The sequence below is a fragment of the Rathayibacter sp. PhB151 genome, assembly GCF_004366415.1.
Classification (GTDB): Bacteria; Actinomycetota; Actinomycetes; order Actinomycetales; family Microbacteriaceae; genus Rathayibacter; species Rathayibacter festucae.
On the sequence record NZ_SOEN01000006.1, the window covers coordinates 1,059,952 to 1,083,730 of the forward strand.

The following is a 23,779-nucleotide window of genomic DNA, read 5'->3' on the forward strand; positions in this document are numbered from 1 at the left end:
TCAGGGGTGCGGTCAGCCGTGCACGAGCGCGGCGGCGGTGTCGACCGCTGCCGCGACGTCGCCGTCGGCCGGGTAGAGGAGGGTGCGCCCGACGACGAGGCCGCGGACTCCGGGCAGCGCGAGAGCCGCGCCCCATGCCGCGTAGGTCTCGTCGGGGCTCCCCGTCGGGTCGCCGCCGAGCAGCAGCGTCGGGAGGGTGGTGGCGGCCATCACCCGCTCCATCTCGTCGACGACGGGCAGCTTCATCCAGGTGTAGGCCGAGGACGAGCCGAGCCCGGAGGCGATCGCGATCGAGGTGATCACGGCGTCGGCGGAGAGGTCGTTGACGACGGCGCCGTCGACCCACTCGCTCAGGAAGGGCTCGAGCATGATCGGCACATGGGCCGCCGCGGCCGCGGTCACGGCCGCCGCGTTGGCCTCGAGCGTCGCGACCGAGCCGGCGTCGGCGAGGTTGATCCGCAGCAGCGTCTTCGCGAAGTCGAGGCCGTCGCGGACGATCCCGTCGATGTCGTAGCCGGTGAAGCGGTCGTCCATCTCGAAGGAGGCGCCGCGCAGGCCACCGCGGTTCATCGATCCGACCACGACCTTGTCGTCGAGCAGCCCGAGCAGGGCGAGGTCGTCGATGATGTCCGGCGTGCCGAGCACTCCGTCCACTCCCGGCCGCGAGAGCGCGGTCGCGAGGCGGTCGAGCAGGTCGTAGCGATCCGCCATCGCCATCGCCTCGCCGCGCACGCCGAGCGCGCCGCGGGCGGGGTGGTCGGCGGCCACGAGCAGCAGCCGGCCGTTCCCGCCGAGCAGCGGACGGCGGCGGCGCCCGGCGAGCGCCCGCGCGACGGCGGTCGGGTCCTCGGCGCGGAGCCGGCGCAGCTCCGCGAAGTCGCGATCAGAGCGTGACATCGGTGCGCTCCTTCAGGAAGGCCTCGACCTCGGCCGTGGTGGGCATCGCCGTCGAGCACTCGCGCCGCGAGGCGACGATCGCGCCGGCGACGTTCGCGAAGCGGAGGATGCGCTCGAGGTCCCAGCCCTCGACGAGGCCGTGGATGAGCGCGCCGCCGAAGCTGTCCCCGGCGCCGAGGCCGTTGACGACCTGGACCGGGAAGGGCGCGACCTCGACCGTCTCGGAACGGGTCTTCGCGAGCACGCCGCGGGGCCCCTGCTTGACGATCGCGAGCTCGACGCCCCGGTCGAGGAGCGCGTCGGCCGCGCGCGACGGGTCGGTCTCACCGACGGCGACCTCGCACTCCTCCCGGTTGCCGACCGCGACGGTGACCCACTCCAGCGCCTTCGCGACCTCCTGCGAGGCCCGCTCCGGCGAGCGCCAGAACATCGGCCGGTAGTCCAGGTCGAGCACGGTGAACGGCCGGCGGTCGCGCGCCTGCCAGGCGACGAAGTGCGCGGACCGGCTGGGCTCCTCCGTCAGCCCGGTGACGGTCGACCAGTAGACCTTCGCCCGGACGATCGCGTCGAGGTCGAGCGACTGCGCGGTGATCGCCAGGTCGGGGGCCTTGGGCTTGCGGTAGAAGTACAGCGGGAAGTCGTCCGGCGGGAAGATCTCGCAGAACGTGACCGGCGTGGCCAGGTCCGGCTCGGTGCCGACGAACTCGTCCGAGACGCCGAGCCGGACCAGCTCGCGCTTCACGTAGCGGCCGAACGGGTCGTCGCCGGCCCGCGAGATCAGCGCGGCGGAGTGCCCGTGCCGGGCGGCCGCGATCGCGACGTTGGCGGCGCTCCCGCCGAGGTACTTGCCGAAGGTCTCGACGTCCTCGAGCCCGAGGCCGTCCTGCAGCGGGTAGATGTCGACCCCGACCCGGCCGATGGTCAGGACGTCGTAGGGCGTGGTGGAGGGACTCATACGACTCTGTACAACTCTCTGTCGCCCGTCGCTTCGGCGGAGACGTGGATCGAGGAGGAATGCTGGTCCGACTCTACACGGAATGTCCTAACAAGCGAACATGCAAAACAGGACAGGTCGGGCCCGCGGACGGTGGCACCTGCGACCATGGAGCGCGCCGGCTTCGCTCCGTCCGGGAGCACGAGCCGCCACTCCGCCGCACACCGATGACGAGAGAACCCGGGAGAGAGCCGATGAGCGTCCGCGTGCCGGTGAAGCGTCAGCTGCTCGCCTGGGCCGTCGAGCGGTCCGGAGTCGATGCAGGAGACCTCCACCGCCGCTTCCCCGACCTGCACTCCTGGGAAGCGGGCGAGAAGAACCCGACCTTCCCGCAGCTCGAGCGGTTCGCGACCGCGACCCGGGCGCCGGTCGGCTACTTCTTCCTCGATGAGGCACCGGTCGAGAGCCTGCCGATCCCGGATTACCGGACCCTCGGGAATGCGCACATCGCCGCCCCCAGCGCCGACCTCCTGGAGACGATCTACCTCTGCCAGCGGCGCCAGGACTGGTTCAGGAACCACTGCATCCTGAACGGCCACCCGCGCCTGCCCTTCATCGGCAGCGTCGATGTCCGAGCCCCCGTCACGGAGACGGCTGCCGCGATCCGGACCGCCCTCCGATTCGAGACGACGGAGCGCCACCTCTTCGCGAGCGGGGAGTCCGCTCTCCGCCGGCTCATCGACACGATCGAGGAGCTGGGTGTCCTCGTGATGGTGAACGGCGTCGTCGGCGGAAACACCCACCGCAGGCTCGACAGCAGCGAGTTCCGCGGCTTCGCGCTGAGCGACGAGTTCGCACCGCTCGTCTTCGTGAACGGCGCGGACACGAAGGCCGCGCAGATCTTCACCCTCGTCCACGAGGTGGCACACCTGTGGCTGGGACTGGGCGGCGTCGACGACGCGTCGGTGGACGACGACCGGACCGCCGAGGTCGAGGTCTGGTGCAATCGGGTCGCCGCGGAGGTCCTCGTTCCGCTGGACGCCGTGCGCGCGGAGTACCGCGGGGAGGCCGACGTCGCGGAACTCGAACGTCTCGCGCGGATCTACCGGGTCAGCACCCTCGTGGTCCTCCGTCGGATCTTCGACGCCGCGTTCCTGGAGTGGGACGAGTACCGAGCGCGCCACCTGGAGGAGCTGGCGCGAGTGCGGGCGTTCCTCGAGAGACGACGAGGGGGAAGCGGCGGGGACTTCTACCTGAGCCACCCGCTCAAGGTGAGCCGTCTCTTCGCTCGCGCCGTCATCGTCGACACGCAGGAGGGTCGAACACTGCACCGTGACGCCTACAGCCTCCTGGCGACGAAGAAGGCGGAGACGTTCGCCCGCCTCGCGCGCGAGCTGGGAGTCGCGTGATGTATCTGCTGGACGCCAACATCTTCATCACGTCGAAGAACGCGCACTACGGTTTCGACTTCGTCCCCGCGTTCTGGGAGTGGCTGGATCAGGGGCACTCCGCGGGCGTCCTCTGCAGCATCGACAGGATCGCGGACGAGTTGAGAGCCGCGGCTGACGACCTGTCGACTTGGGCGAGCGGACGCGCTCCGATGTTCCTCCGGATGGACCAGGCCACGCTCCCGAGCCTCGCGCTGGTCTCGACCTGGGCGAGCACGTCGGACTTCACCGCTGCCGCGGTCAGCCAGTTCCTCAGTGTCGGGGACTTCCAGCTCGTGGCGTACGCCCACGCGCACGGGCACACGGTCGTCACTCACGAGAAGTCGGCGCCGCAGGCGACCCGGAGGATCAAGATCCCGGACGCCTGCGCCGCGATGGGGGTTCCGTGCATCGACCCGTTCACGATGCTCCGGGCCGAGAGCGTGCGGTTCGTCCTGCCCGGGGCATCGATCGCCTGACCTGGAAGCCTCACCTAGGGCCCCGCCGTCACTCCGGCCTCGCCGCGGCCTCGTGCGCGAGCTCCGCGGTGACCGCGGAGTCCGGCATCGAGCGCTCGAGCTCGTGGGCGAGGGAGGCGAGCTCGGCGCCGCCGGCCATCAAGCTGGTCAGCTCGCCGAGGGTGATCTCGCTCTTCTCGAAGTTGCCGAGGCTGGTGCCGCGGTTCAGGAGGAGGAAGCGGTCGCCCACCGGGTAGGCGTGGTGCGGGTTGTGGGTGATGAAGACCACGCCGAGCCCGGCGTCGCGGGAGCGGGCGATGTACTTGAGCACCACGCCCGACTGCTTGACGCCCAGCGCCGCGGTCGGCTCGTCCAGGATCAGCACGCGGGCACCGAAGTAGACCGCGCGGGCGATCGCGACGCACTGGCGCTCGCCTCCGGAGAGCGTGCCGATCGGCTGGTCGACGTCGCGCAGGTCGATGCCCATGCTCGCCAGCTCGCTCTGCGTGACCTCCTTCATCCGCTTCACGTCGAGGCGGCGCAGCGGTCCGCGCCCCTTGGTGATCTCGGAGCCGAGGAAGAAGTTGCGCCAGACCGGCATCAGCGGCACGACCGCGAGGTCCTGGTAGACGGTCGCGATCCCCGCCTGCAGCGCGGCGCGCGGCGACGAGAAGGTGACCGGCGTCCCATCGAGGAGCAGCTCGCCCTCGGAGGGCGTGTGCGCACCGGCGAGCATCTTGATGAACGTCGACTTGCCGGCGCCGTTGTCGCCGAGGACGCAGGTGACCTGGCCGGCGTTGACCGTGGTCGAGACTCCGGCGAGCGCATTGACGGCGCCGTAGCTCTTGCCGATGTCGCGGACCTCGACGATCGTCGTGCCCACCGGGGTGCGGGGCGCGGCCGGCTGTCCGGTCGAGGGGCCGCTCGTCGTGTCGGCGCTCATCGTCCGCCTCCTGCTCGTGTCCGGACGAAGTTGTTGAGGAGCACCGCGGCGAGCAGCATGCCGCCGAGGACGGTGCGCAGCCAGTTGGTGTCCCACTGGGCGAAGGTGATGCCCTGGAAGACCATCCCGTAGATCAGCGCGCCGAGGGCGGCGCCGATCGCCGAGCCGTAGCCGCCGGTCATCAGGCAGCCGCCGACGACGGCGCAGATGATGTAGATGAACTCCTGGCCGACGCCGGTGTTCGCCTGCACCGTCGAGGTGCGGAAGAGCGAGATCATGCCGACGAGCCAGGCGGCGCCGGCGGTCCCCATGAAGAGGCCGATCTTGGTCTTCAGCACCGGGACGCCGACCTGGCGCGACGCGGTCTGCGCCCCGCCGACGGCGAAGATCCAGTTGCCGGCGCGGGTGCGCAGCAGGATCCAGGTCGCGACGGCCGCCACCACGAACCACCAGAGCACCGACACGTAGAAGGTGCCGCCGCCGATGCCGGCCGACGAGCCGAACAGCGGCTGGATGCCGTCGTAGCCCGGGACCTTGGTCATGCCCTGGATCGCGACCTGGCCGGTGATGATCTTCGTCACCGCCAGGTCGATGCCGGCGAGGGCGAAGAAGGTGCCGAGCGTCACGATGAAGCTCGGCAGCCCGGTCTTCATCACCAGGATGCCGTTGAGGGCGCCGACGCCGAGGCAGACGATCAGCGAGACGAAGACCGCCACCCAGATGCTGAGTCCGTAGTGGGTGGTCAGGATCCCGACGATGAGGGCGGAGAAGCCCGTCATCACGCCGGCGGAGAGGTCGAACTCGCCGCCGATCATCAGCAGCGCCACGGCGACGGCCATGATCCCGAAGGTCGAGGCCGACTCCAGCCAGACCCCGGCGCCGGCGAAGCTCAGGAACTGCGGGGTGTAGAGGGAGAAGAACACGAGCACGGCGAGGGCGGCGACGAACGCGCCGGTCTCGGGCCGGGCCAGGATCTTGCGGAGTGGACGGCGCTCGAGGCGGGGCCTCGTCGCGATCGTCACGATGTCTGTCGTCGTCACTGCTGACTCCTGTCGGGGACGGGCCGGGGCCGCTAGCGGGTGCCGTTCGCGGCGAACTCGGCGACCGCGGCCGCGTTCTCCTTGGTGACGAAGGCGGGTCCGGAGTAGACCGGCTGGCCGCCGCCGATGACGTTGCCGTTGGTCGTGTAGAGCTGGAGCGCCGTGACGCCGAGGAAGCCCTGAACGTAGGGCTGCTGGTCGACGGCGAAGACGATCGAGCCGTCCTCGACCGCGGTGACGACGTCCTCGGAGAGGTCGAAGGTGCCGACCTGGGCCGAGCTGCCCGACTCCGACACGGCGCCGACGGCGTCGATCGCGTACTGGCCGCCGAGGGTGAGCACGCCGTCGATGGACGGGTCGGCCTGCAGCTTGGACTTGATGGTCGCCTTGACGTCGGCGTCGTTCGTGCCGTCCACCTGCAGGTTGCTCATGCTGCCGCCGAAGGTCGACGCGGCCGCCTTGCAGCGCTCCTCGAGACCGACGTTGCCCGCCTCCTGGATGACGCAGAGCGCGTTGGTGGCGCCGGCCTCGGCGAGCTTGGTGCCGACCGCCTCGCCGGCGACCGTCTCGCTCTGACCGATGTGGGTGAGGGCGCCGAACTCGGCGGAGCGCTCGATGCCGGAGTTGATGGTGACGACCGGGATGCCGGCCGCGACGGCCTTCTCGACGCTGTCCTTGACGCCGTCGGGGTTCGCCATCGAGACGACGATGCCGTCGACCTGCTGGGCGACCGCGTTGTCGATCAGCTGCGACTGCTTCGCCGGGTCGGGGTCCGCGTTGTAGGTGATGGTCGCGCCGTAGTCGCCGCCGGCCGCCTCGGCGCCGGACTTCACGCGGTCCCAGAAGGCGTCGCCGGGGCCGGAGTGGGTGACGACCGCGTAGGTGTAGTCGCCGCCACCGCCCGCGCCACCGCCGCCGCCGGTGGTCGCGGCGGGCTCCTGCCCGGTGCCCGTGCACCCGCTGAGCAGCAGGGCGGCCGAGGCTGCGAGGCCGAGGCCGGCGAGGAATCGCTTCTTCATGGAGAGCTCCTTCTCTGCGGACGGCGTCGTCTCTGACGGTCCGGAACGTCGTTGTCGGGTCGAGTATGAAATCGCTGGTTGCGAATGTCAATACATATTGTCATTGCGCTACGCTCGGAACGGCTCACCGGTGAGAGGCATCGGGTGCCGAGCTGCTGTCAAGAGCAGGGAGGAGCGCGCAATGGTGCACCGTTTCGGAGTGGGTCTGGTGTCGGTCGGCTGGATGGGGCGCCTGCACACGCGGGCGTACCGCGCGGTCCCGGAGCACTACCCGGACCTCGGCGTCGCCGTGGACCTCGTGTCGGCGGCCGACACCGATCCTGGCACGCGCTCGCTGGCGGAGGACGTCCTGGGCTACCGCCGGACGACGGCCGACTACCGCGAAGTGCTGGCGGACCCCGAGGTCGACATCGTCTCGATCTGCGCGCCGAACTTCCTGCACCGCGAGGTCGCCCTCGCCGCCGCGGCCGCCGGCAAGCCGTTCTGGATCGAGAAGCCGATGGGCCGCTCGGCCGCCGAGTCGTCCGAGATCGCCCGCGCGGCCGCCGACGCCGGCGTCGTCACCTCGGTCGGCTTCAACTACCGGCACGCGCCGGCGCTCGCGCAGGCCCGCGCCCTGATCCGCGAGGGAGCGATCGGCCGCGTCACGAACGTGAGCGTGCGCCTGCTCGCCGACTACTCCGCGGATCCGCTCGGCGCGCTCACCTGGCGCTTCCTGCAGGCGCGGGCCGGCTCGGGCGTGCTCGGCGATCTGCTCTCGCACGGCGCCGACCTGGCGCAGTACCTGGTGGGGCGGATCGACTCGGTCTCCGCGCTCACCGAGACCTTCGTGCGCGAGCGCCCGCTGCCCGGCTCCGCCGCGGCGGGCCACTTCAGCAAGGGCTCCGAGGGCGGCGAGCGCGGCGCGGTCGAGAACGAGGACTACGCGGCGGTCCTCGGCCGCTTCGAGTCCGGCGCGGTCGCGGTGCTGGAGGCGAGCCGGGTCGCGGTCGGGCCGCGCGCCGAGTACACCCTCGAGGTGTACGGCACGAAGGGCTCGCTGCGCTGGGACTTCCAGCGGCTGAACGAGCTGCAGCTCGCCGACGACCCCAGCGGCTACCGCACGATCATGGCGCAGCCGGGCTTCGGCGACTTCTCGCGCTTCCAGCCCGGCGCCGGGACGAGCATGGGCTTCGACGACCTCAAGACGATCGAGGCGTCGCTCTTCCTCACCTCGGTGCTCGAGGGTCGCCAGCTCGCGCCGTCGGCCGCGGACGCCTGGTCGGCCGCCGAGATCGTCGAGGCCGCGCTCCGCAGCGACCGCTCGCGGGCGTGGGAGAGCGTCGGGACGGTCAGCGGAGACGTCACCTACGACGCCTGAGCCGCCCGACGCCCGCCGCGGGGCGGCCTTCAGAGAGCGAAGGCCGCCTCGAAGGCGTCGAGCGCCGACTCGGAGTCGGTCGACGGCCACGCCTCGAGCCCGACGACCCCGTCGTAGCCGAGGGCTCGCAGCTCCCGGGCGACGGCCGGGTAGCGGATCTCGCCGGTCCCCGGCTCGCAGCGGCCGGGCACGTCGGCGACCTGGATCTCGCCGATCCAGGTCAGGCAGCGGCGCACGAGCTCGAGCAGGTTCCCCTCGCCGATCTGCGCGTGGTACAGGTCGAGGTTCAGCCGCAGACCCGGGCGGTCGACCGCGCTGACCAGCGCGAGGGTGTCCTCGGCGCGGGCGAACGGCGTGCCCGGGTGGTCGACGGCGGTGTTGAGGTTCTCGAGGGTGAAGACCCGGCCGCGCTCCTCGCCGAGCGCGGCCAGCCGGCGGAGGGTGTCCTCGGCGCGCTCGCGATCCGCGGGCGTCACCTGGGTGCCGGGCCGGACGGGCAGGCCGCCCGGCGCGAGGCCGGTGCCGTGCAGGTTCAGCCGCGGGCTGTCGATGATCTCGGCGGCCGCCAGCGAGAGCTCGGCCGTCCGGAGCGTCTCGGCGATGCCGTCGGGGGTGATCAGGTCGCCGGTCAGGTAGCCGGTCATCGACGAGAACGTCGCTCCGGTCGCCGCGAGCGCGGGCAGGTCCTTGGTGGACCAGTCCCAGATCTCGACCTCGAAGCCGCGCTCGTGCAGGCGGCGGACGCGGTCGACGAACTCGAGCTCCGGGAAGAGCATCTCCGCGGAGGCGGCGAGACGGACGGTCACGGCCGGCGCCCTACAGCTCGACGCTCACCGAGACGCGCTCGACCGCGGAGCGGGCGGCGGCGTCGGCGAGGACCAGGGCGGCGCGGCCGTCGGCGAAGGTGGGGCTCGTCGACTCCTGACCGCGGGCGAGCTTGATGAACTCGCTCAGCTCGGCCCGGTAGGCCACGGAGTACCGCTCGAGGAAGAAGTCCTGGTACGGCGGCTTGGCCTGCACGCTGGTGCCGTTCGAGACGCTGACCAGGCTGGTGAGGGCGTTCGCGACCTCGATGGAGCCGTCCGCGCCGAAGGCCTCGATGCGCTGGTCGTAGCCGACCGAGCTGTGCCGCGAGTTGGTGATCGAGACGAGCGCGCCGGAGGCGGAGCGGAGCGTGACGACGGCGGTGTCGAAGTCGCCGTGCTCGCGCGCGCCGGGGTCGAAGGTCGTCGTGCCGGTCGCGGTGACCTCGACGATGTCGGGGAGGAAGAAGCGCGCCATGTCGAAGTCGTGGATCGTCATGTCGCGGAAGATGCCGCCGGAGACGCCGATGTAGGCCGCGGGCGGGGCGGCGGGGTCACGGCTGATGATCGAGAGCTGCTCCAGCGCGCCGATCTCGCCGGCGGCGACGCGGGCGCGCGCCTCGGCGAAGGCCGGGTCGAAGCGGCGGTTGAAGCCGAGGGCGATCGCGACTCCCGACGACGTGACGCGGGGCAGCAGGGCGTCGACGCGCGCGATGTCGAGGTCGATCGGCTTCTCGCAGAGCGCGGGGATCCCGGCCGAGATCGCGGCCTCGAGCAGGTCGACGTGGGTCGCGGTCGGCGAGGCGATCAGCACCGCGTCGATCCCGCCCGAGGCGAACATCTCGGCGGCGTCGGTCGTCACGGTTCCGCCGTAGCGGGCCGCGACGGCGTTCGCGCCGTCGACGAACGGATCGCAGACCCAGGCGAGCGTCGCCTCGGGGTCGGCGGCGATGTTCGCCGCGTGCACCTGGCCGATGCGGCCGGTGCCGATGAGTCCGAAGCGGAGAGGGGTGTCGGTCACGGCGATGTCCTTGCTGCTCGGGGGCGGTCGGGGTGGTCGGGGTTCGGGTGGCGGGAGTGGGTGGCGCGGGTCAGGCCCAGGCGCGCAGGGCCTCGCGGTTGACGGCCTGGTCGTCGCGGCGCTCGTCGCGGAAGGCCGTGATGTCGGCGTCGGGGGCGTTGAGGACGTCCTGCTCGACGACGACCCAGCCGTCGTAGCCCTGGGCGTCGATCGCGGTCATCACGGCGTCGAGGTCGATGTCGCCGCGGCCGAAGGCGACGAACGCTCCGGAGGACCAGACCTCGCGCATCCCGCCGCCGGCCGCGAGGACCCGGCGCAGCTCGGCGACGTCGACGTCCTTGAGGTGCAGGTGGTTGATCCGGGAGCCCCAGCGCTCGACGGCCGCGACCGGGTCGCCGCCGCCGATCAGGAGGTGGCCGGTGTCGAGGGTGAGCCCGATGTCGACGGCGCCGAGGAACCGGTCGATCTCCTCCGGCGACTCGATGTACGTGCCCGCGTGGTGGTGGAAGGTGGGCTCGAAGCCGGCCGCGCGGACGGCGGCGGTGGCGCGCTCGACGTTGGCGACCAGCCGCGACCAGCGTGCGTCGTCGAGCGGGTCGGCACCGGCGCCGCGACCGGGCGAGGAGCGCCGCGCCGCGGAGCCGTCGTCGGCGAGAGTCGGCAGGGGGAGCCGCGCGGGGCCGTGCTCGGACGCCTCGGCGAAGAGGCGGAGCGCGGCGTCGAGCTCGGGGAGCGACGCCGCGAAGGCGTCGTCGTCCGAGAAGGGCAGCTGGATCCAGCCGCCGGCGATGTCGAGTCCCGAGCGCTCGAGGCGCTGGCGCAGCTCTCGTCCGCGGCCGAGGTAGCCGGCCGGTCCCAGGTCGACGCCGGTGTAGCCCGCCTCGGCGAGCACGTCGACGAGGTCGTCGGGCGAGACCACGTCGGCGCCCTCGGGGGTGAGCTCGAAGACGCCGAAGCTGACGGGGGCGCCGGCGACCGCGGCCTTCATCGGGACGCTCCGGGGACGACGAGCGCGGGGGCGGCGAGCGCAGGGGCGGCGAGCACGAGGGCGCGGCGGATCATCTGGACCATACGACGGTGTACTACTCCTCGAGAGGGCGGTCTGTAATGTCGTTACAATAGCACAATGGGACGGACTGCTGAGCTGCTGATGTGCGCTGCATAATGTAGTGACGCCGACAGGTGTCGAGGACAGCCGGCGGTGAGCCGGCGGGCGGAGGGGGACGACATGGCGCTGCAGGAGGAGCACGCCCTGCCGATGGACCTCTTCATGGACCTCGACCGCTCCGGGCCCATCCCGCTCTACCACCAGATCGCGACCCGTCTCGAGCGCGCCATCCTCGACGAGACGCTCCCGGCCGGCTCCCGGCTCGAGAACGAGGTGTCGCTGGGCAACCGTCTCGGCATGTCGCGGCCGACCATCCGCCGCGCCATCCAGGACCTCGTCGACAAGGGACTCCTCGTGCGCCGCCGCGGCATCGGCACGCAGGTCGTGCACGGCAGGGTCACCCGCAACGTCGAGCTCACCAGCCTCTTCGAGGACCTCCAGCGCTCCGGGCAGAGCCCGACGACGAGCACCCTCTCCTCCACGGTCGGCACGGCCGACGAGAAGACCGCCGAGGCGCTCGGCGTCGAGGTCGGCTCGCCCGTCCTGCACCTCGTTCGCCTGCGGTCCGCGGACGGGGTCCCGCTCGCCGTGCTCGACAACACGCTGCCGGCCGACTTCGTCGACCTCGACCTCGGCGCCCTCGAGACGCACGGCCTCTACCAGCTGCTCCGGGCCCGCGGAGTGGCGATGCGCGTCGCCAAGCAGCGGATCGGCGCCCGCGCCACGACCCCGCGCGAGGCCCAGCTCCTCGACCTCCGCAAGGGCGCCGCGGTCCTGACGATGACCCGCACCGCCTTCGACAACTCGGGCCGCGCCGTCGAGTACGGCCAGCACTGCTACCGCCCCGACCTCTACTCCTTCGAGATCACCCTCGTCGACCGCTGACCCGCCGGCAGGCGGATCTCGATACGCCCGCTCCGAGGGCTACTCGATCAGCAGGAGAAGGCGCTCCCTGCATGCTGGTCGAGTAGCGCGCAGCGCGTATCGAGACCCACGTGCCAGCGGTGGGCGGATCTCGATACGCCCTCTCCGAGGGCACTCGATCAGCATGAGGGCGTCAGTGCCCGTCGCGGCGGAGCCGGGCCTCGCGGCCGGCGATGTGCACGCCGAGGCCGGTGACGCCGGCCGCGAACGCGACGATCACGCCGAGCATCCCGTAGACGCTGCCCGCGCCGGCGGCGAACGCGCCGATCAGGAGCACGATCGAGGCCAGCACGATCAGGGCGGCGCCGGCGATCTCGCCGCCGCTGGATCTCCTCAGCACGTCTCGCATGCCTCCAGACTGCGGCGCGCGCCACGCCCGCCGCAAGGCCTCCGAGGTGAACGGAGCACGAGAGCCCGCCGCCCGGTAGACGCCCGCCCGCCCCCGCCGCAACCCCGAGAGATCCGGATCCGCCCCGTTCAGACTGGAGACATGCAGCAGTTGACCTACGCCTCCAAGAGCATCGTCACCACCGACGCCGTCACCGAGGCCCTCCTCGACCTCGTGACCGCGATCGACCGGCAGGAGCACTCGGAGGCGGTCACCGTCCCGGCGTTCACCGACGAGGGAGTGCTCGTCGAGGCGAAGATGACCCTCGACGCGAGCAGCGAGCTCGTCGCCGTGCCCGTGGAGGTCGCCGTCGACGACGAGGCTGCGACGAACGAGGCCGTCGCGTCGGCCGTCGAGGACATCCGCTCCCGCATCAAGAACAACAGGCGCACCGTCGCCCGCCCCGTGATCGAGCCGGACCCGGAGCCCTACAACTACGAGGAGTTCTGAGCGTTCCGCTTCTTCAGCTCTGCACGGAGAGCGCGACGGATGGTCGATCGGAATGCAGGAACGTCCAACCGTGACTGCCGAGTATCTCCCCCTTCCTCCTCCCTGATCCAGGTGTCGAACTCGAGCGCAGCCTCCTCAGGCCCGGTCCGTCGACCCTCGACCCACTCCGCGTGCAGGTCCGCTTCTTCGAACGGGCCGCTCGTCACCTCGTCGAGCCGGTCGATCGGCACGATCACCCTCGAGGAATGGTGGACGAATCGCTGCAGAAGGAGATCGACGCCCGTCGGCGCGAGCGTGGCCACCCGAGGGAGCGCGACGAGCACGGACGACTCGATCACCGACGGCTCGGCGAAGAGTCCCTCATGGTGCCCCGCCGGGCCGAGCAGCGCCGGCAACGGCATGGTCTTGTAGTCCGCGTTCGCCCAGTCGGACCGCGGCCTCGAACAGGGGCGGACAGGGACGACGAGCAGACGCGGCAAGAGCTCCGGCCCACGTCTGAGCGCGCACGGGTGCTGGACGACCTGCACCAGCTCGTCCGCTGAATCGAACACGTCTCCGGTGAAGAGCGGACGGTGGGTCTCCACCTCTTCGCCGCGTGCCGCGTAGAGGTCGAGCAGCGATGCCGGTGTCTGAAGCTGGAGCACTAGAACGAGGACTTCGGTGCGATCGAGAGCTTCCCGTCTGCTCCGACGACCGTCTCGAACGAGTCGTCGACGCGTGTCGTCCTCCATTCGGGGTCGAAGGCGTCCAAGACGGCCTCCTTCGGGACGGATTCGTAGTCGACCGCGTGCTGAATCAGGAGATCTCTCCTGTCGGCGATGAGGAGATCGAGGCCGGTCACGAAGACGTCGCGCACGATCGGAATCTCGAGCCAGGAGGCCGGGTCCGAGATCATCCGGTCGTGCAGTTTGTCCAGAACAGCCGCGAAACCCGCAAGACGGAGCCGGTTCTCACCCGTCATGGTCTCGCCCTGACGCCACTTCTTCACGGCAGCGACACTGACGCCGACCACACTCGCGATGTCGCGCCAGGCGATCCCCTGCTCGCTCAGGTACTCGAGCACCTCGACAGGGCTCTCGGCCGCACGCTTGTTCGTCAGAGCGTCCAACTCCGCGTCGCTCGCCTGGCGGTGCAGGACGTGGACGCGCTTGGTCAGCGTCCAGGACTCGCGGCGCAGGACATCCGTCCGACCGACCATGGCGCGAGCCGTCTCGCCACTCGAGCGCTGCGTCGCCGTCTCGTACAGCCGTCCGCCGGTGAGACGGTCCGAACGTGCTCCCTCCGCCATCAGAGCAGCACTTCCTTCCTCAAGCGATCCGTGATGAGTTTCTCGAAGATCGTGCCGATCGGCGCATGAAGTCGATCGCACGTCGCGAGGGTGCTCTCGACATCGAAGGTCTCGAGCCGAGCACTGTCAGCCCTCGTCCACGACGCATCCGTATCGAGGAGGAAGAACGGGCCGCCCGGGCTGGGACTGCGACGGACGAGGGTGGGTGTCGATTCGATCGCCTCCTCCCGCGCGGCCGAATACCGCACTGCGACGACATCTCCCTCCTCGTCGAGCGAGAACGCTGCAAGACCTCGGTGGACCTGGAGATGAAGGCTGTCGCCGTCCAGATCGAACGCCGGAGCGGTCACGCTCGGCACGAGCCACTCCGACCAGTCCACATCGCCGTCACCGTCGGGAGGCTGCGGGACGCGGATCTCGTTGATGTACCGAAGACCGACGCGCTCGGAGGCATCGATGGGGCTGATCCCGTGACGCGCGCGGATCGCAGCTTCGATCGTGGTCCGGAAGCCGGGCCAGCCCTCGTACGACGTCGTGCTGATCGTCAGCGCCTCCGGCCCGAACGAGATGTTCAGATGCCGACCACGGGACATGAGAAGGGGACCCCCTTCGACCTCCAGCCGAGCGATCGGTGCGAGGTCGCCCAGGACCGACTTGACGGCGTAGACCTCGTCCTGACGCAACGGGCTCGGTGGGTGCGCGAGTTCGAAGACCACGAGCTCGAGCGGCGCATTCGTGTATCCGGGTCGGAGCGTCATCCCTCAAGGATACTGAAACGGCAACCAGAACGGCGACTAGCGCGGATCCGCTCGTGCTCATGTCGTGGAACGACCGGTCGAGGACGGATCGCCACTTCGCTCGCCGGCGACGGGAAGCGGGCTCGCGCTTCAGAGGTGCCCGTCGAGGTCCTTGACCACGCGGCCCGACTGCAGGACCGCGCGCACCGCCGACGGATCACCGAGCGCCGCGATGTCCGTCAGAGGGTCCGCGTCGGTCAGCACCAGGTCGGCGAGCTTGCCCGGCTCGACCGAGCCGAGCTGCGCGTCGAGCCCCAGCAGGCGGGCGCCGCCGAGGGTGCCGGCGCTCAGCGCCTCCAGCGGCGTGAGCCCGACGGCGACCAGCTGCGCCAGCTCGGCGAGGTTGCGGCCGTGCGGGTGCACGCCGGCGTCCGTGCCGAGGGCGAGCGGGATCCCCGCCGCGACGGCCCGGCGCACCGAGTCGAGACCGCGCTCGCGCAGGAGCTCGCGCTGTCGCAGCCGCTCGGCGGTCGTCGTCGCGGGATCGAACGCGCGGACCAGGATGCTCAGGGTCGGCACGAGCGTCGTCCCGCGCTCGCGCATCAGCGCGATGGTCTCGTCGGAGAGGTCGTAGCCGTGCTCGATGCTCGTCGCGCCGCCCAGCACGGCGGCCCGCGCGGCGTCGTCGGAGAGGGCGTGCGCGGTGACCGGCCGGCCGCCGCGCTCGGCGAGCAGCTCCGCGATCAGGGCGACCTGCTTCTGCGTGATCCCCACATCGCGGGCGTCGTCGTTCGGTGAGCCGAGCCCGCCCGAGGTGGCGACCTTGATCACGTCGGCGCCGGTGCGGACGAGCGTCCTGACCATCCGGACCACGTCCTCGTCGGTGTCGACGAGTCCGGGCGCGGGCATGCCCGGGCGCACGGCCCAGGCCGGCAGGCTGCCGTTGCGGTGGTGCGGATCGGCGTGGCCGCCGGTCGGCGAGAGCATGGCGATCGCGAGGTGCAGTCGCGGGCCGTCGACGGCGCCGCGGGCGACGGCCTCGCGGTAGCCCGGCGAGAGCCCGTCGAGGTCGCGGGCGGTGGTGACGCCGGCGTCGAGCGTGCGGCGGAGCAGCCCGGCGATCTCGAGGACGTCCTCCTCCGGGAAGCGCTCGCGCGCCGCCTCCGGGGCGACGGGCACCATCGCGAGGTGCACGTGGACGTCGACGAAGCCCGGCAGCAGGAACGCGCCGGAGACGTCGACCGCGCGGCCCTCGAGCCCGGGATCCGCACGGCGTGGCCCCGCGTAGGCGATCACGCCGTCGCGGACTTCGACCTCGGAGTCCTCGAGCGGAGCTGCACCCGTGCCGTCGACGAGCGTCGCGCCGACGAGCCGGAGCACTCCCTCGGCGACGGGGGTGAGGGGCAGCCGGGCCGTCATGCGCTCTCCTTCGCGGGGATCGACGCCGCTCCGGTGAGGCTGAAGCCGGGCGAGCCCGGGTCGGCGTCGAGCAGGCGGCGGGTGTACCAGTGCTGGGGGTCGGCGTAGATCCGCTCGACCGGGCCGGCCTCGACGACCTCGCCGCGGTAGAGCACCACGACCTCGTCGCTGACCCGCTGGACGACGGCGAGGTTGTGCGAGATGAACATCATCGTCAGGCCGAGCGACTCCTTGATCCCGGCCAGCAGGTCGAGGATCTGCCCCTGCACCGAGACGTCGAGGGCGGAGGTGATCTCGTCGGCGATCACGAAGGTCGGGTCGATGATCAGCCCGCGGGCGATCGCGACGCGCTGGCGCTGGCCGCCGGAGAACTCGTGCGGGAACCGGTGCCGCATGTCGGCGCTGAGGCCGACGCGCTCGAGCCAGGCGACGATCAGCTCCTCGTTCCGGCCGACACGGGCGCGGACCGGGTCGATCGCCTCGGCCAGGGTCTGCGCGATCGTGCGCCGCGGCGACAGCGACGAGTAGGGGTCCTGCGGGATCATCTGCGTGCGCCGGCGGTAGGTGTGCATCGCCGAACGGTTCGCGGCCACGATCTCGACGCCGTCCACGTTCGCCGTGCCGGCCGCCGCACGGACCGAGCCGACGAGCACCTTGGCGAGGGTCGACTTGCCGGAGCCGGACTCGCCGACCACGCCGACGGTGCGGCCGCGCTCGACCCGCAGGTCGACGCCGTGCAGGACCTTCGCGTGGCCGAAGACGACGTCGAGACCGCGGACGTCGACCATCGCGGAGGACGCGGCGGCTGGCGAAGCGGCGGCGGCGCTCACGAGCGCACCTCCGGCGGCGTCGGCACGGTCACGACCGGCGTCGCGGCGAGCAGCTGCCGCGTGTACGGATGCGTCACGGTCTCCTCCGAGAGGTGGGCGATGTCCTCGATCCGCTCGACGATGCGGCCGTCCTTCATCACGAGGACGCGGTCGCAGAGCGCCCGGACGACGCCGAGGTCGTGCGAGATGAAGAGCACGGCGGTGCCGGAGTCCTCGTTCATGCGCTTGAGCACCGAGAGCACCTCGCGCTGCACCGTCACGTCGAGCGCAGTGGTCGGCTCGTCGGCGATCAGCAGGTCGGGCTTCGCGCTCATCGCCGAGGCGATCATCGCGCGCTGCTTCATGCCGCCGGAGAGCTGGTGCGGGTACTGCCGGAGCCGCCCCTCCGGATCGGAGAGCATCACCGAGCGGAAGCCGCGCAGGAGCAGGTCGAGCGCGTCGCGGCGGGAGTGGCGCAGGCGGATCCGCAGCACGTCGGAGAGCTGGGTGCCGAGGACCATGGCGGGGTTCAGCGCGGTGCCCGGGTCCTGGTAGATCAGCCCGATCTTCGCGGCGAGCACCCGGTCCGGGACGGGGCCGAGCAGGTCGGTGCCGCCGAGCTCGAGCCGGCGCGCGGAGGCCTCGAGACCCTCGCCCAGCAGCTTCGCGACGACCGAGGCGGTCAGCGACTTGCCCGAGCCGGACTCGCCGACGATGCCGAGCACCTCGCCCCGCCGAATGGTGAAGGAGAGGTCGGAGACGAGCTCGCGGCCGGTCGCGCCGTGGCGGACGGTGATGCCGTCGGCGACGAGCACGGCGTCGGCCGGGGCGGGCGCGGCGGTCGAGGAGCCGGCGGCCCGCGTCATCCGGGCCCGCGTCGTGTTCGAGCGCGGGTTCGCCGCCGCCGCCAGCCCGTCGCCGACCAGCAGCGCCGCGAAGGAGGCGACCGTGAGCGCGAGCGCCGGGCCGAGGATGACGACCGGGTTCACCGAGATCCGGCTCAGTCCGTCGTTGAGGAGCGTGCCCCAGTCGAAGGCCGGCGTCTGCGCGCCGAGGCCGATGAAGGAGAGGCCGGAGATCTCGACCAGCGCGCCGGAGAAGGCGCCGGCGACGAGGATCAGCGTCGGCTCGGCCATGTTCGGCAGCACGTGCCGCAGCGCGACGAGGTGCGTCGGCACGCCGGTCAGCCGGGCGGTCGTGACGTACTCGCTCGCCGCGATCTTGGAGGCGAGGTTGGCGGTCAGCCGCGCGAAGCCGGCGATGTTGGCGACCGCGATGGCGACCACCACCTGGACGACGCCCTGGCCGAGGATCGCGGCGACGATGATCGCGACGAGCATCGTCGGGTAGCTGACGGCCAGCTCGATCGCGCGCAGCCCGAGCTCGCGGACCCGGCGCGGGGCGAGCCAGACGCCGATACCGACCGCGATGCCGACGATCGCCGAGAGCACGGTCGCGGCGAGCGCCATCAGCACGGTCGAGCGGGTGGCGACCAGGGTGCGGGCGAGCATGTCGCGGCCGAGGGTGTCGGTGCCGAGCGGGTGCTCGGCGGTCGAGCCGAGGCTGGGGCTGCCGCCGAGGCCGGTGGCCTGGCCCTCGAGAGCGATCGGGGCGATCAGGGCGGTGAGCGCGATCACGCCGAGCAGGCCGAGCCCGATCACGAGCCCGGCATTCCAGGCGAAGGTGCGCGCGCCGGCGGGCTTCAGGCCGCGGACGGCGGGGAGGGACTCAGCCACGCTGCTCTCCGAGGGTGCGCGGGTCGATCAGACCCAGGATGACGTCGATCACGAGGGTGATCACGAGGGAGATGAGCCCGATCACGAAGACGGCCGCCCGGATCACCGGGTAGTCCTTGTCGATCGCGATCGCCTGGACGATCACGCCGCCGAGGCCGGGCCAGGCGAAGACCGCCTCGGTGATCAGCGCCGAGCCGAGCAGGGCGGTGAGGATGATGCCCGAGAGCGTCAGCGCCGTGGTCAGCAGGTTGGGCAACATGTGCTTGGCGTAGAGGGTGAGCGCGGGCAGCCGCCAGCCGCGGGCGGTGCGCATGTAGTCCTGCTCGAGGATCACGGCGGTCTCGCGGCGGACGATCCTCGCGACGGAGCAGGTGCCGCCGACGGTGAGCGAGGCGATCGGCAGGATCGCGGCGGTGCCGAAGTCGTAGGCCGGCGAGTACGCGGGCGGCAGCACCTTCAGCAGCACCGCGAAGACGACGACGAAGCCGGTCGCCAGCACGTAGGTGGGCACCGAGGAGATCAGCCCGGTGACGGTGCTGAACACCGCGTCGAGCCAGCGGCGGCGGTCGCCGCGGGTCGCGACTCCGACCGCCATGCCCAGCGCGATGCCGAGCACGAGCAGGAGCAGCACCGCGGAGATCGTGATGGTCAGCGTGTACGGCACGGCCGTCATCACGAGGTCCATCGCGGGGATGGAGTAGCGGTAGGAGGCGCCGAAGTCGCCCTGCAGGACGCCGAGGAGGTAGGTCCAGAGCTGCGCGGGCAGCGGCTGGTCGAGGCCGAGCTGGGTGCGGACCAGCTCGACCTGGTCGAGCGAGGCCGCCTCCCCCGCGATGGCGATGGCCGGGTCGCCGGGGATGAGCTGCACGATCAGGAAGGTGACCAGGACGAGCAGCGCGAGGTTGACGAGCAGGCCGAGGGCCCGGCGGAGGAGGAACCTCCGCCAGGCCCCGCCGAGGGTGCCGGCGCGGACGGCGCCCGGGCCGGGGCCCGCCGCGCCGGAGGACGCAAGGGTGGTGGCGGTCGTGGTGCTCATCGCGTCGTCTCCTCGTGTCGTCCGGCTCGGGTGGGCTGCTCAGTGGATCAGGGCGTCATCGGATCAGGACAGGATCCGCATGGCCGAGATGTCCCAGTAGCCCGAGAACACCGAGGTGGCGAAGCCGGAGCGGGCCACGTAGCGGTGCGTGTCGGTGATCAGCGGCGTCATGTCGACGCGCTCGAGGATCGTCTTCTGGGCGGCGAGCAGGTTCTCGCACTGCGTCTCGGTGTCCGAGGCGGCCATCGCGGCCTCGTAGTAGGCGACGCCCTCGGGGTTGTCGCTGGAGGAGACGTTCGTGCCGCCGTCGGCGTAGGTCGGGCCGAGGTAGCGGGCGATCGTGGTGTGGATCAGGCCGGGGCCGGCGTTCTCCGCGGCGATCGCGACGTCCCAGGTGGCGGGCTCGGTGCGCATGGCCTTCGACCAGTCGGCCGGGTCGAGCGCCGAGACGGTGACGGTGGCGCCCGCGGCGCGGAGCGACTCGGCCAGGTAGTCGGCGGCCGGGTCCCAGTTCGACATCATCAGCAGGCGGATCGACTGACCGGTGAGCTCGGGCGTCGCGGCGGCGGGGTCGTACTTCTGCACCAGCGACTCGTCGTCCAGCGCGCATCGGTAGCTCGCCGCGTTGACGGTGTACTGCGGCACGCCGAGGCCGTCGAGGCCGGCGGAGTTGAAGCCCTGGGTGTCGATCGCCTGGGCGACCGCGGCGCGGAGGTCCTCCTTGCCCTCGAAGATCGAGCCGGAGCCGGGGGCCTCGTTGAAGACGAGGTTGTAGGCCGAGCTGGCGAAGGTGACGGTCGTGTAGGCCGGGTCGTCCTCGAAGCGCAGCGCGTTCGAGTCGTAGAAGCGGGCCAGGTCGACGCCGCCGGACTCGAGCAGGTTGGCGCTCGTGTTGGAGTCGGACTGCACGGTGAGGTTGATCGTCTTCGCGGGCTCGCCCTCGACGTCCTGCCAGTCGGGCCAGGCGTCGTAGTCGTCGCGCAGCGTGTAGGCGGCGCTGACGCCGGCCGAGAGGTCCGACAGCATGTACGGGCCGGACCAGGCGCCGTCGACGGTGCCCGCGGCGAGGCCCTCGGTGTCGGCGAGGCCGGCGGGGCAGATGATGCCGGTGCCGGGGCGGGTGACGCCGCCGAGCAGCTGCGAGTAGGGCTGGCTGAGCGAGATCGTCAGCGTGCCGGCCGCGTCGTCGGGGGTGAAGGTCGCGTCGCCGGAGCCGAAGGCCTGGTTCTTCCAGGTCAGCGCGCCCGAGTCGTCGAGGCCGGTGAGGTACGTGAAGGAATCGGCGACGACGGTCGGCGTGATCGCGGTGCCGTCGGCGCAGGTGGCGTCGTCGCGGAGGGTGAACGTGTACTCGGAGGCCGAGACGGCGTTCCACTCGGTGGCGAGGCCGCCGATGTAGCCCTCGGTCTCGCCCTGGCGGAGCAGGGTGTCGAAGCCGAGGCGCGCGACGGTCACGTCGGCGTCGGCGGAGGCCTTCGCGGGGTCGAAGGTGGACGGCGCGTACCAGAGCTCCGCGTTGATGGTGTCGGTGGTGCCGGCGGTGCCGGTGGCGCTCTGCGGGGCGCTGGTGGTCCCGCAGGCGGTGAGCGCGAGGCTCGCGACGGCCGCCAGTGCGACGCCGGCGAGCAAGCTCTTCCTGACCATGGTGCTGTCCTCCAAGGGGTACGGGTGGTGCATCGGGGGCGGGGCGGAGTTGCTCGGGGGGCCGCTCAACTTGGATCCAATCTAAGGCAATGCGGATCCCATTGTGTTTCGGCGGGATTACATCTGCTGGGCGATCCCCGCGGCCGCCTCGTGCACCGTCCGCCCGCCGACCACCGTCCGCAGCACGCGCGCCCCGGCGAACTCCTCCGCCGAGCACTCCCCCGGGTCGACCGAGAGCAGCACCAGGTCGGCGAGGAAGCCGGGGCGGAGCATCCCGCGGCGGTCCTCCGCGAAGGCCGCGTGCGCCGCTCCCCGGGTGTAGCCCTCGACGGCCTCGAGCACCGTCAGCGCCTGCTCCGGACCGAGCGGCTCGGGCAGGCGGCGCATCCGGCGGCTCACCGCGGTCGCGACCACCTGGCGCGGATCGAACGGGAAGTAGGGGGCGTCGGAACCGAGCGCGGTCACGACGCCGGACTCCCGCCAGTCGCGCATCGGGTTCACCGGGTCGGCCCGCGCGCCGAGCCGGGCCGTCAGCCCGGCCGCGTTGCTCCAGGCGATCGAGGGCTGCAGCGAGGCGACGATGCCGAGCCGGGCCGCGCGCTCGCGGCTCTCGGCGGAGGGCTCGAGGTAGGCGTGGATCAGCTGGCAGCGCAGGGCGGCGATCCGCTCGGGCGGGCCGGCCGCCTCGAGGGCGTCGAGCACCTCGGCGACCGCGCGGCTGCCGACCGCGTGCACGCCCAGGCCCCAGCCGCGGGCGACGCACTCGGCGGCGAGCCTTCTGAACTCCTCCGTGCTGATCCGCTGCACGCCGTGGCTTCCGCCGGGCCAGGGCTGCTCGAGGAGGGCCTGGCCCTTCATCCCCTCGCCGTCGTAGTAGACCTTGATCGGGCCGAGGCGGAGCAGCTCGTCGCCGTCGCCGGTGCTGCCGCCGACGGTGTCGAGCAGGGCGAGCGCCTCGTCGACGCCCGGGACCGCCTCCGTGCCGAGCTCGGGGTACGGCATCGCGACGACGCGCAGCGACAGCTCGCCGCGGGCGTGCGCCGCGCGGTAGGCGGCGAGCTCGTCGAGCGTGACGGCGGGGTCGATCACTCCGGTGAAGCCCAGCTCGTGCAGCAGCGGCTGGATGCGGAGGAGGGCCGCGCGGCGGTCCTCGGGGGTGGGCGGGGTGTCGCCGAGCCAGTCCGGGGCGTCCGGATCGGCGTCCGCGTCGGCGAGCATCGCGGCCGAGAAGGCGTCCGCTCCGGCGCCCGCGTCGAGCAGCTGCAGGGCCTTCAGGCCCGCGCGCTGGGCGTGCGAGTGCGCGTCGATGAAGCCGGGGAGGAGGGTGCCGTCGAGGCGCTCCTCGGGGGTGCCGGCGGGGGCTGCGGCGCGGACGTCTGCGAGGGTGCCGACCGTGGCGATCCGGTCGCCGTCGATCAGGAGCGCCTCGGCGAGCGGGTTCTCGGGGTCCGTGGTGCGGACGCGGGCGACGAGGAGGCGAGGCGCGGTCTTGGTCAGTGGCTCAGGCATCGATCGTCTCCCGGCGGTCGAGCCAGTCGTGCACGTCGGCGGCGGTGACGAGGGCGTCGCGCTGGAGGTACTCGATCGCCTCGAGGGTGGCCGCGTGCGCGCGCTCGCTCGAGCCGGCGACGCAGTCGGTGAGCACCCGGACGGCGTAGTCGTGCTGGTGCGCGTCCGCCGCCGTGTAGTGGATGCAGACGTCGGTGAGGCCGCCGACCAGCAGCAGCGTGCCCGCGCGGTAGGCCTTGAGCACGATCTCGAGCTCGGTGCCGAAGAAGGCGGAGTAGCGGCGCTTGCGGATCACGAACTCCTCCGGTCGCGGCTCGAGCCAGGACGCCAGCTCGGTGCCCGGGTCGCCCTCGAGGCAGTGCGGCCCCTCGGCGCCGTCCAGCTCGCGGCCGATGTCGATCAGGTCGCGCTTGTGCACCTCCTGGACGAAGACGACCGGCACGCCGGCGCTGCGGCAGTGCGCGATCAAGTCGCGCACCCGGGGCGCGCGCTCCGCCCGGCCGCTCATCACGGGGATGCCGGGGGTCGGCAGGCCCGAGGCGGCCCCGCCCTGGAGGTCGACGACGAGGAGGACGGGAGTGCCGGAGACGGCGAGCATGCGGGTGGATCCTTCCGGGTGGTGCGCGGGTCGGGTGAGGTGCCCCCACGACCCCGGCGGTGCGAGGGCCGGGGCCCGTCGTCCGCCCGGCAAGTCTGGCCAGCCGATCGTTCGGGCGGGGGTCGGCCGTGTTTCCCTGGGGTAAAACCTCGGGCTGCTCGGCTTGTGGAGGAGAGTCGGGTCCTCCGGTGCGCAGAAGTTGTCGTACTCGCGCGTCCAGTACGACAACTT

24 protein-coding genes are annotated in these 23,779 nt (G+C 71.9%); 5 read left to right on the forward strand and 19 right to left on the reverse strand.

The genetic code is table 11. The features are described from left to right. Window positions 1-12: 12 nt before the first annotated feature. Together EDF35_RS05600 and iolC are read right to left on the reverse strand one after the other, a co-directional pair. Window positions 13-897, reverse strand: coding sequence for a deoxyribose-phosphate aldolase (locus EDF35_RS05600; protein ID WP_123734528.1), 885 nt, complete (start codon window positions 895-897; stop codon window positions 13-15). Next, window positions 884-1,852, reverse strand: a complete 969-nt coding sequence (gene iolC / locus EDF35_RS05605) for a 5-dehydro-2-deoxygluconokinase (RefSeq protein WP_123705867.1) — start codon at window positions 1,850-1,852, stop codon at window positions 884-886. The genes EDF35_RS05600 and iolC overlap by 14 nt, the downstream gene beginning before the upstream one ends. 233 nt (window positions 1,853-2,085) lie before the next feature. Here iolC and EDF35_RS05610 point away from each other — a divergent pair, with 233 nt between their 5' ends. Both EDF35_RS05610 and EDF35_RS05615 read left to right on the forward strand, forming a co-directional pair. Beyond that, the gene (locus EDF35_RS05610) at window positions 2,086-3,240 is read left to right on the forward strand and encodes an ImmA/IrrE family metallo-endopeptidase (protein WP_133961011.1); all 1,155 of its coding nucleotides are present in this window, start codon (window positions 2,086-2,088) and stop codon (window positions 3,238-3,240) included. Beyond that, a complete protein-coding gene (locus tag EDF35_RS05615; protein WP_123731636.1) occupies window positions 3,240-3,737 on the forward strand; it encodes a DUF4411 family protein in 498 nt (165 codons plus the stop codon). Before EDF35_RS05610 ends, EDF35_RS05615 begins: the two co-directional genes overlap by 1 nt. Window positions 3,738-3,765: 28 nt before the next feature. Here EDF35_RS05615 and EDF35_RS05620 read toward each other — a convergent pair whose 3' ends face one another. The 3 genes from EDF35_RS05620 to EDF35_RS05630 are packed head-to-tail and all read right to left on the reverse strand — an operon-like array spanning window position 3,766 to window position 6,718. Then, on the reverse strand, window positions 3,766-4,659 hold the full coding sequence (locus EDF35_RS05620; RefSeq protein WP_133961012.1) for an ATP-binding cassette domain-containing protein: 894 nt from the start codon (window positions 4,657-4,659) through the stop codon (window positions 3,766-3,768). Continuing rightward, window positions 4,656-5,699: an ABC transporter permease gene (locus EDF35_RS05625; protein ID WP_123705871.1), complete on the reverse strand. Its 1,044-nt coding sequence runs from the start codon at window positions 5,697-5,699 to the stop codon at window positions 4,656-4,658. The genes EDF35_RS05620 and EDF35_RS05625 overlap by 4 nt, the downstream gene beginning before the upstream one ends. Window positions 5,700-5,731: 32 nt before the next feature. Further along, on the reverse strand, window positions 5,732-6,718 hold the full coding sequence (locus EDF35_RS05630; RefSeq protein ID WP_123731634.1) for a sugar ABC transporter substrate-binding protein: 987 nt from the start codon (window positions 6,716-6,718) through the stop codon (window positions 5,732-5,734). A 181-nt stretch (window positions 6,719-6,899) separates the two neighbouring features. On the opposite strand from EDF35_RS05630, the gene EDF35_RS05635 reads away from it, so the two are divergent. Beyond that, window positions 6,900-8,078, forward strand: coding sequence for a Gfo/Idh/MocA family oxidoreductase (locus tag EDF35_RS05635; RefSeq protein ID WP_123734524.1), 1,179 nt, complete (start codon window positions 6,900-6,902; stop codon window positions 8,076-8,078). Window positions 8,079-8,107: 29 nt separating this feature from the next. On the opposite strand, the gene EDF35_RS05640 is transcribed toward EDF35_RS05635, so the two are convergent. The 3 genes from EDF35_RS05640 to EDF35_RS05650 form a co-directional block, all read right to left on the reverse strand. After that, window positions 8,108-8,854, reverse strand: coding sequence for a TIM barrel protein (locus EDF35_RS05640; RefSeq protein WP_123705961.1), 747 nt, complete (start codon window positions 8,852-8,854; stop codon window positions 8,108-8,110). 40 nt (window positions 8,855-8,894) lie between these two features. After that, window positions 8,895-9,902, reverse strand: a complete 1,008-nt coding sequence (gene iolG / locus EDF35_RS05645) for an inositol 2-dehydrogenase (RefSeq protein ID WP_133961013.1) — start codon at window positions 9,900-9,902, stop codon at window positions 8,895-8,897. Window positions 9,903-9,972: 70 nt separating this feature from the next. Continuing rightward, a complete protein-coding gene (locus EDF35_RS05650; protein WP_133961014.1) occupies window positions 9,973-10,890 on the reverse strand; it encodes a sugar phosphate isomerase/epimerase in 918 nt (305 codons plus the stop codon). 240 nt (window positions 10,891-11,130) lie between these two features. Here EDF35_RS05650 and EDF35_RS05655 point away from each other — a divergent pair, with 240 nt between their 5' ends. Further along, the gene (locus tag EDF35_RS05655; protein ID WP_123705876.1) at window positions 11,131-11,895 is read left to right on the forward strand and encodes a GntR family transcriptional regulator; all 765 of its coding nucleotides are present in this window, start codon (window positions 11,131-11,133) and stop codon (window positions 11,893-11,895) included. 172 nt (window positions 11,896-12,067) lie between these two features. Here the strand turns inward: EDF35_RS05655 and EDF35_RS05660 are convergent, their stop codons facing one another. After that, window positions 12,068-12,283, reverse strand: coding sequence for a hypothetical protein (locus EDF35_RS05660; RefSeq protein ID WP_133961015.1), 216 nt, complete (start codon window positions 12,281-12,283; stop codon window positions 12,068-12,070). 141 nt (window positions 12,284-12,424) lie between these two features. Between EDF35_RS05660 and EDF35_RS05665 the strand changes: the two genes are divergently transcribed. Continuing rightward, window positions 12,425-12,772 carry a hypothetical protein gene (locus EDF35_RS05665; protein ID WP_133961016.1) on the forward strand — a complete coding sequence of 116 codons (348 nt, stop codon included), beginning with the start codon at window positions 12,425-12,427 and terminating at the stop codon, window positions 12,770-12,772. On the opposite strand, the gene EDF35_RS05670 is transcribed toward EDF35_RS05665, so the two are convergent. From EDF35_RS05670 to EDF35_RS05715, 10 genes are all read right to left on the reverse strand, one after another. After that, window positions 12,757-13,503, reverse strand: coding sequence for a hypothetical protein (locus tag EDF35_RS05670; RefSeq protein ID WP_148059945.1), 747 nt, complete (start codon window positions 13,501-13,503; stop codon window positions 12,757-12,759). The genes EDF35_RS05665 and EDF35_RS05670 overlap by 16 nt on opposite strands. Next, window positions 13,416-13,970: a transcriptional regulator gene (locus tag EDF35_RS05675; protein ID WP_166674016.1), complete on the reverse strand. Its 555-nt coding sequence runs from the start codon at window positions 13,968-13,970 to the stop codon at window positions 13,416-13,418. Before EDF35_RS05675 ends, EDF35_RS05670 begins: the two co-directional genes overlap by 88 nt. Before the next feature lie 89 nt (window positions 13,971-14,059). Further along, window positions 14,060-14,818 carry a TIGR04255 family protein gene (locus EDF35_RS05680; RefSeq protein WP_133961018.1) on the reverse strand — a complete coding sequence of 253 codons (759 nt, stop codon included), beginning with the start codon at window positions 14,816-14,818 and terminating at the stop codon, window positions 14,060-14,062. A 129-nt stretch (window positions 14,819-14,947) separates the two neighbouring features. Then, complete coding sequence (locus tag EDF35_RS05685; protein WP_133961019.1) at window positions 14,948-16,216, reverse strand: amidohydrolase family protein; 1,269 nt, start codon at window positions 16,214-16,216, stop codon at window positions 14,948-14,950. Then, complete coding sequence (locus EDF35_RS05690; RefSeq protein WP_243839855.1) at window positions 16,213-17,046, reverse strand: ABC transporter ATP-binding protein; 834 nt, start codon at window positions 17,044-17,046, stop codon at window positions 16,213-16,215. The genes EDF35_RS05685 and EDF35_RS05690 overlap by 4 nt, the downstream gene beginning before the upstream one ends. Continuing rightward, window positions 17,043-18,761 (reverse strand): dipeptide/oligopeptide/nickel ABC transporter permease/ATP-binding protein, encoded by a 1,719-nt coding sequence (locus EDF35_RS05695; RefSeq protein ID WP_243839856.1) that lies wholly within the window; start codon window positions 18,759-18,761, stop codon window positions 17,043-17,045. The genes EDF35_RS05690 and EDF35_RS05695 overlap by 4 nt, the downstream gene beginning before the upstream one ends. After that, complete coding sequence (locus EDF35_RS05700) at window positions 18,754-19,797, reverse strand: ABC transporter permease (protein ID WP_133961020.1); 1,044 nt, start codon at window positions 19,795-19,797, stop codon at window positions 18,754-18,756. The genes EDF35_RS05695 and EDF35_RS05700 overlap by 8 nt, the downstream gene beginning before the upstream one ends. A gap of 63 nt (window positions 19,798-19,860) precedes the next feature. Continuing rightward, window positions 19,861-21,441, reverse strand: a complete 1,581-nt coding sequence (locus EDF35_RS05705) for an ABC transporter substrate-binding protein (RefSeq protein ID WP_166674017.1) — start codon at window positions 21,439-21,441, stop codon at window positions 19,861-19,863. A 117-nt stretch (window positions 21,442-21,558) separates the two neighbouring features. After that, entirely contained in the window at window positions 21,559-22,950 is a 1,392-nt protein-coding gene (locus EDF35_RS05710) for an amidohydrolase family protein (RefSeq protein ID WP_133961022.1), read from the reverse strand. After that, window positions 22,943-23,548 (reverse strand): isochorismatase family cysteine hydrolase, encoded by a 606-nt coding sequence (locus EDF35_RS05715; RefSeq protein WP_133961023.1) that lies wholly within the window; start codon window positions 23,546-23,548, stop codon window positions 22,943-22,945. The genes EDF35_RS05710 and EDF35_RS05715 overlap by 8 nt, the downstream gene beginning before the upstream one ends. Between the last annotated feature and the right edge of the window lie 231 nt (window positions 23,549-23,779).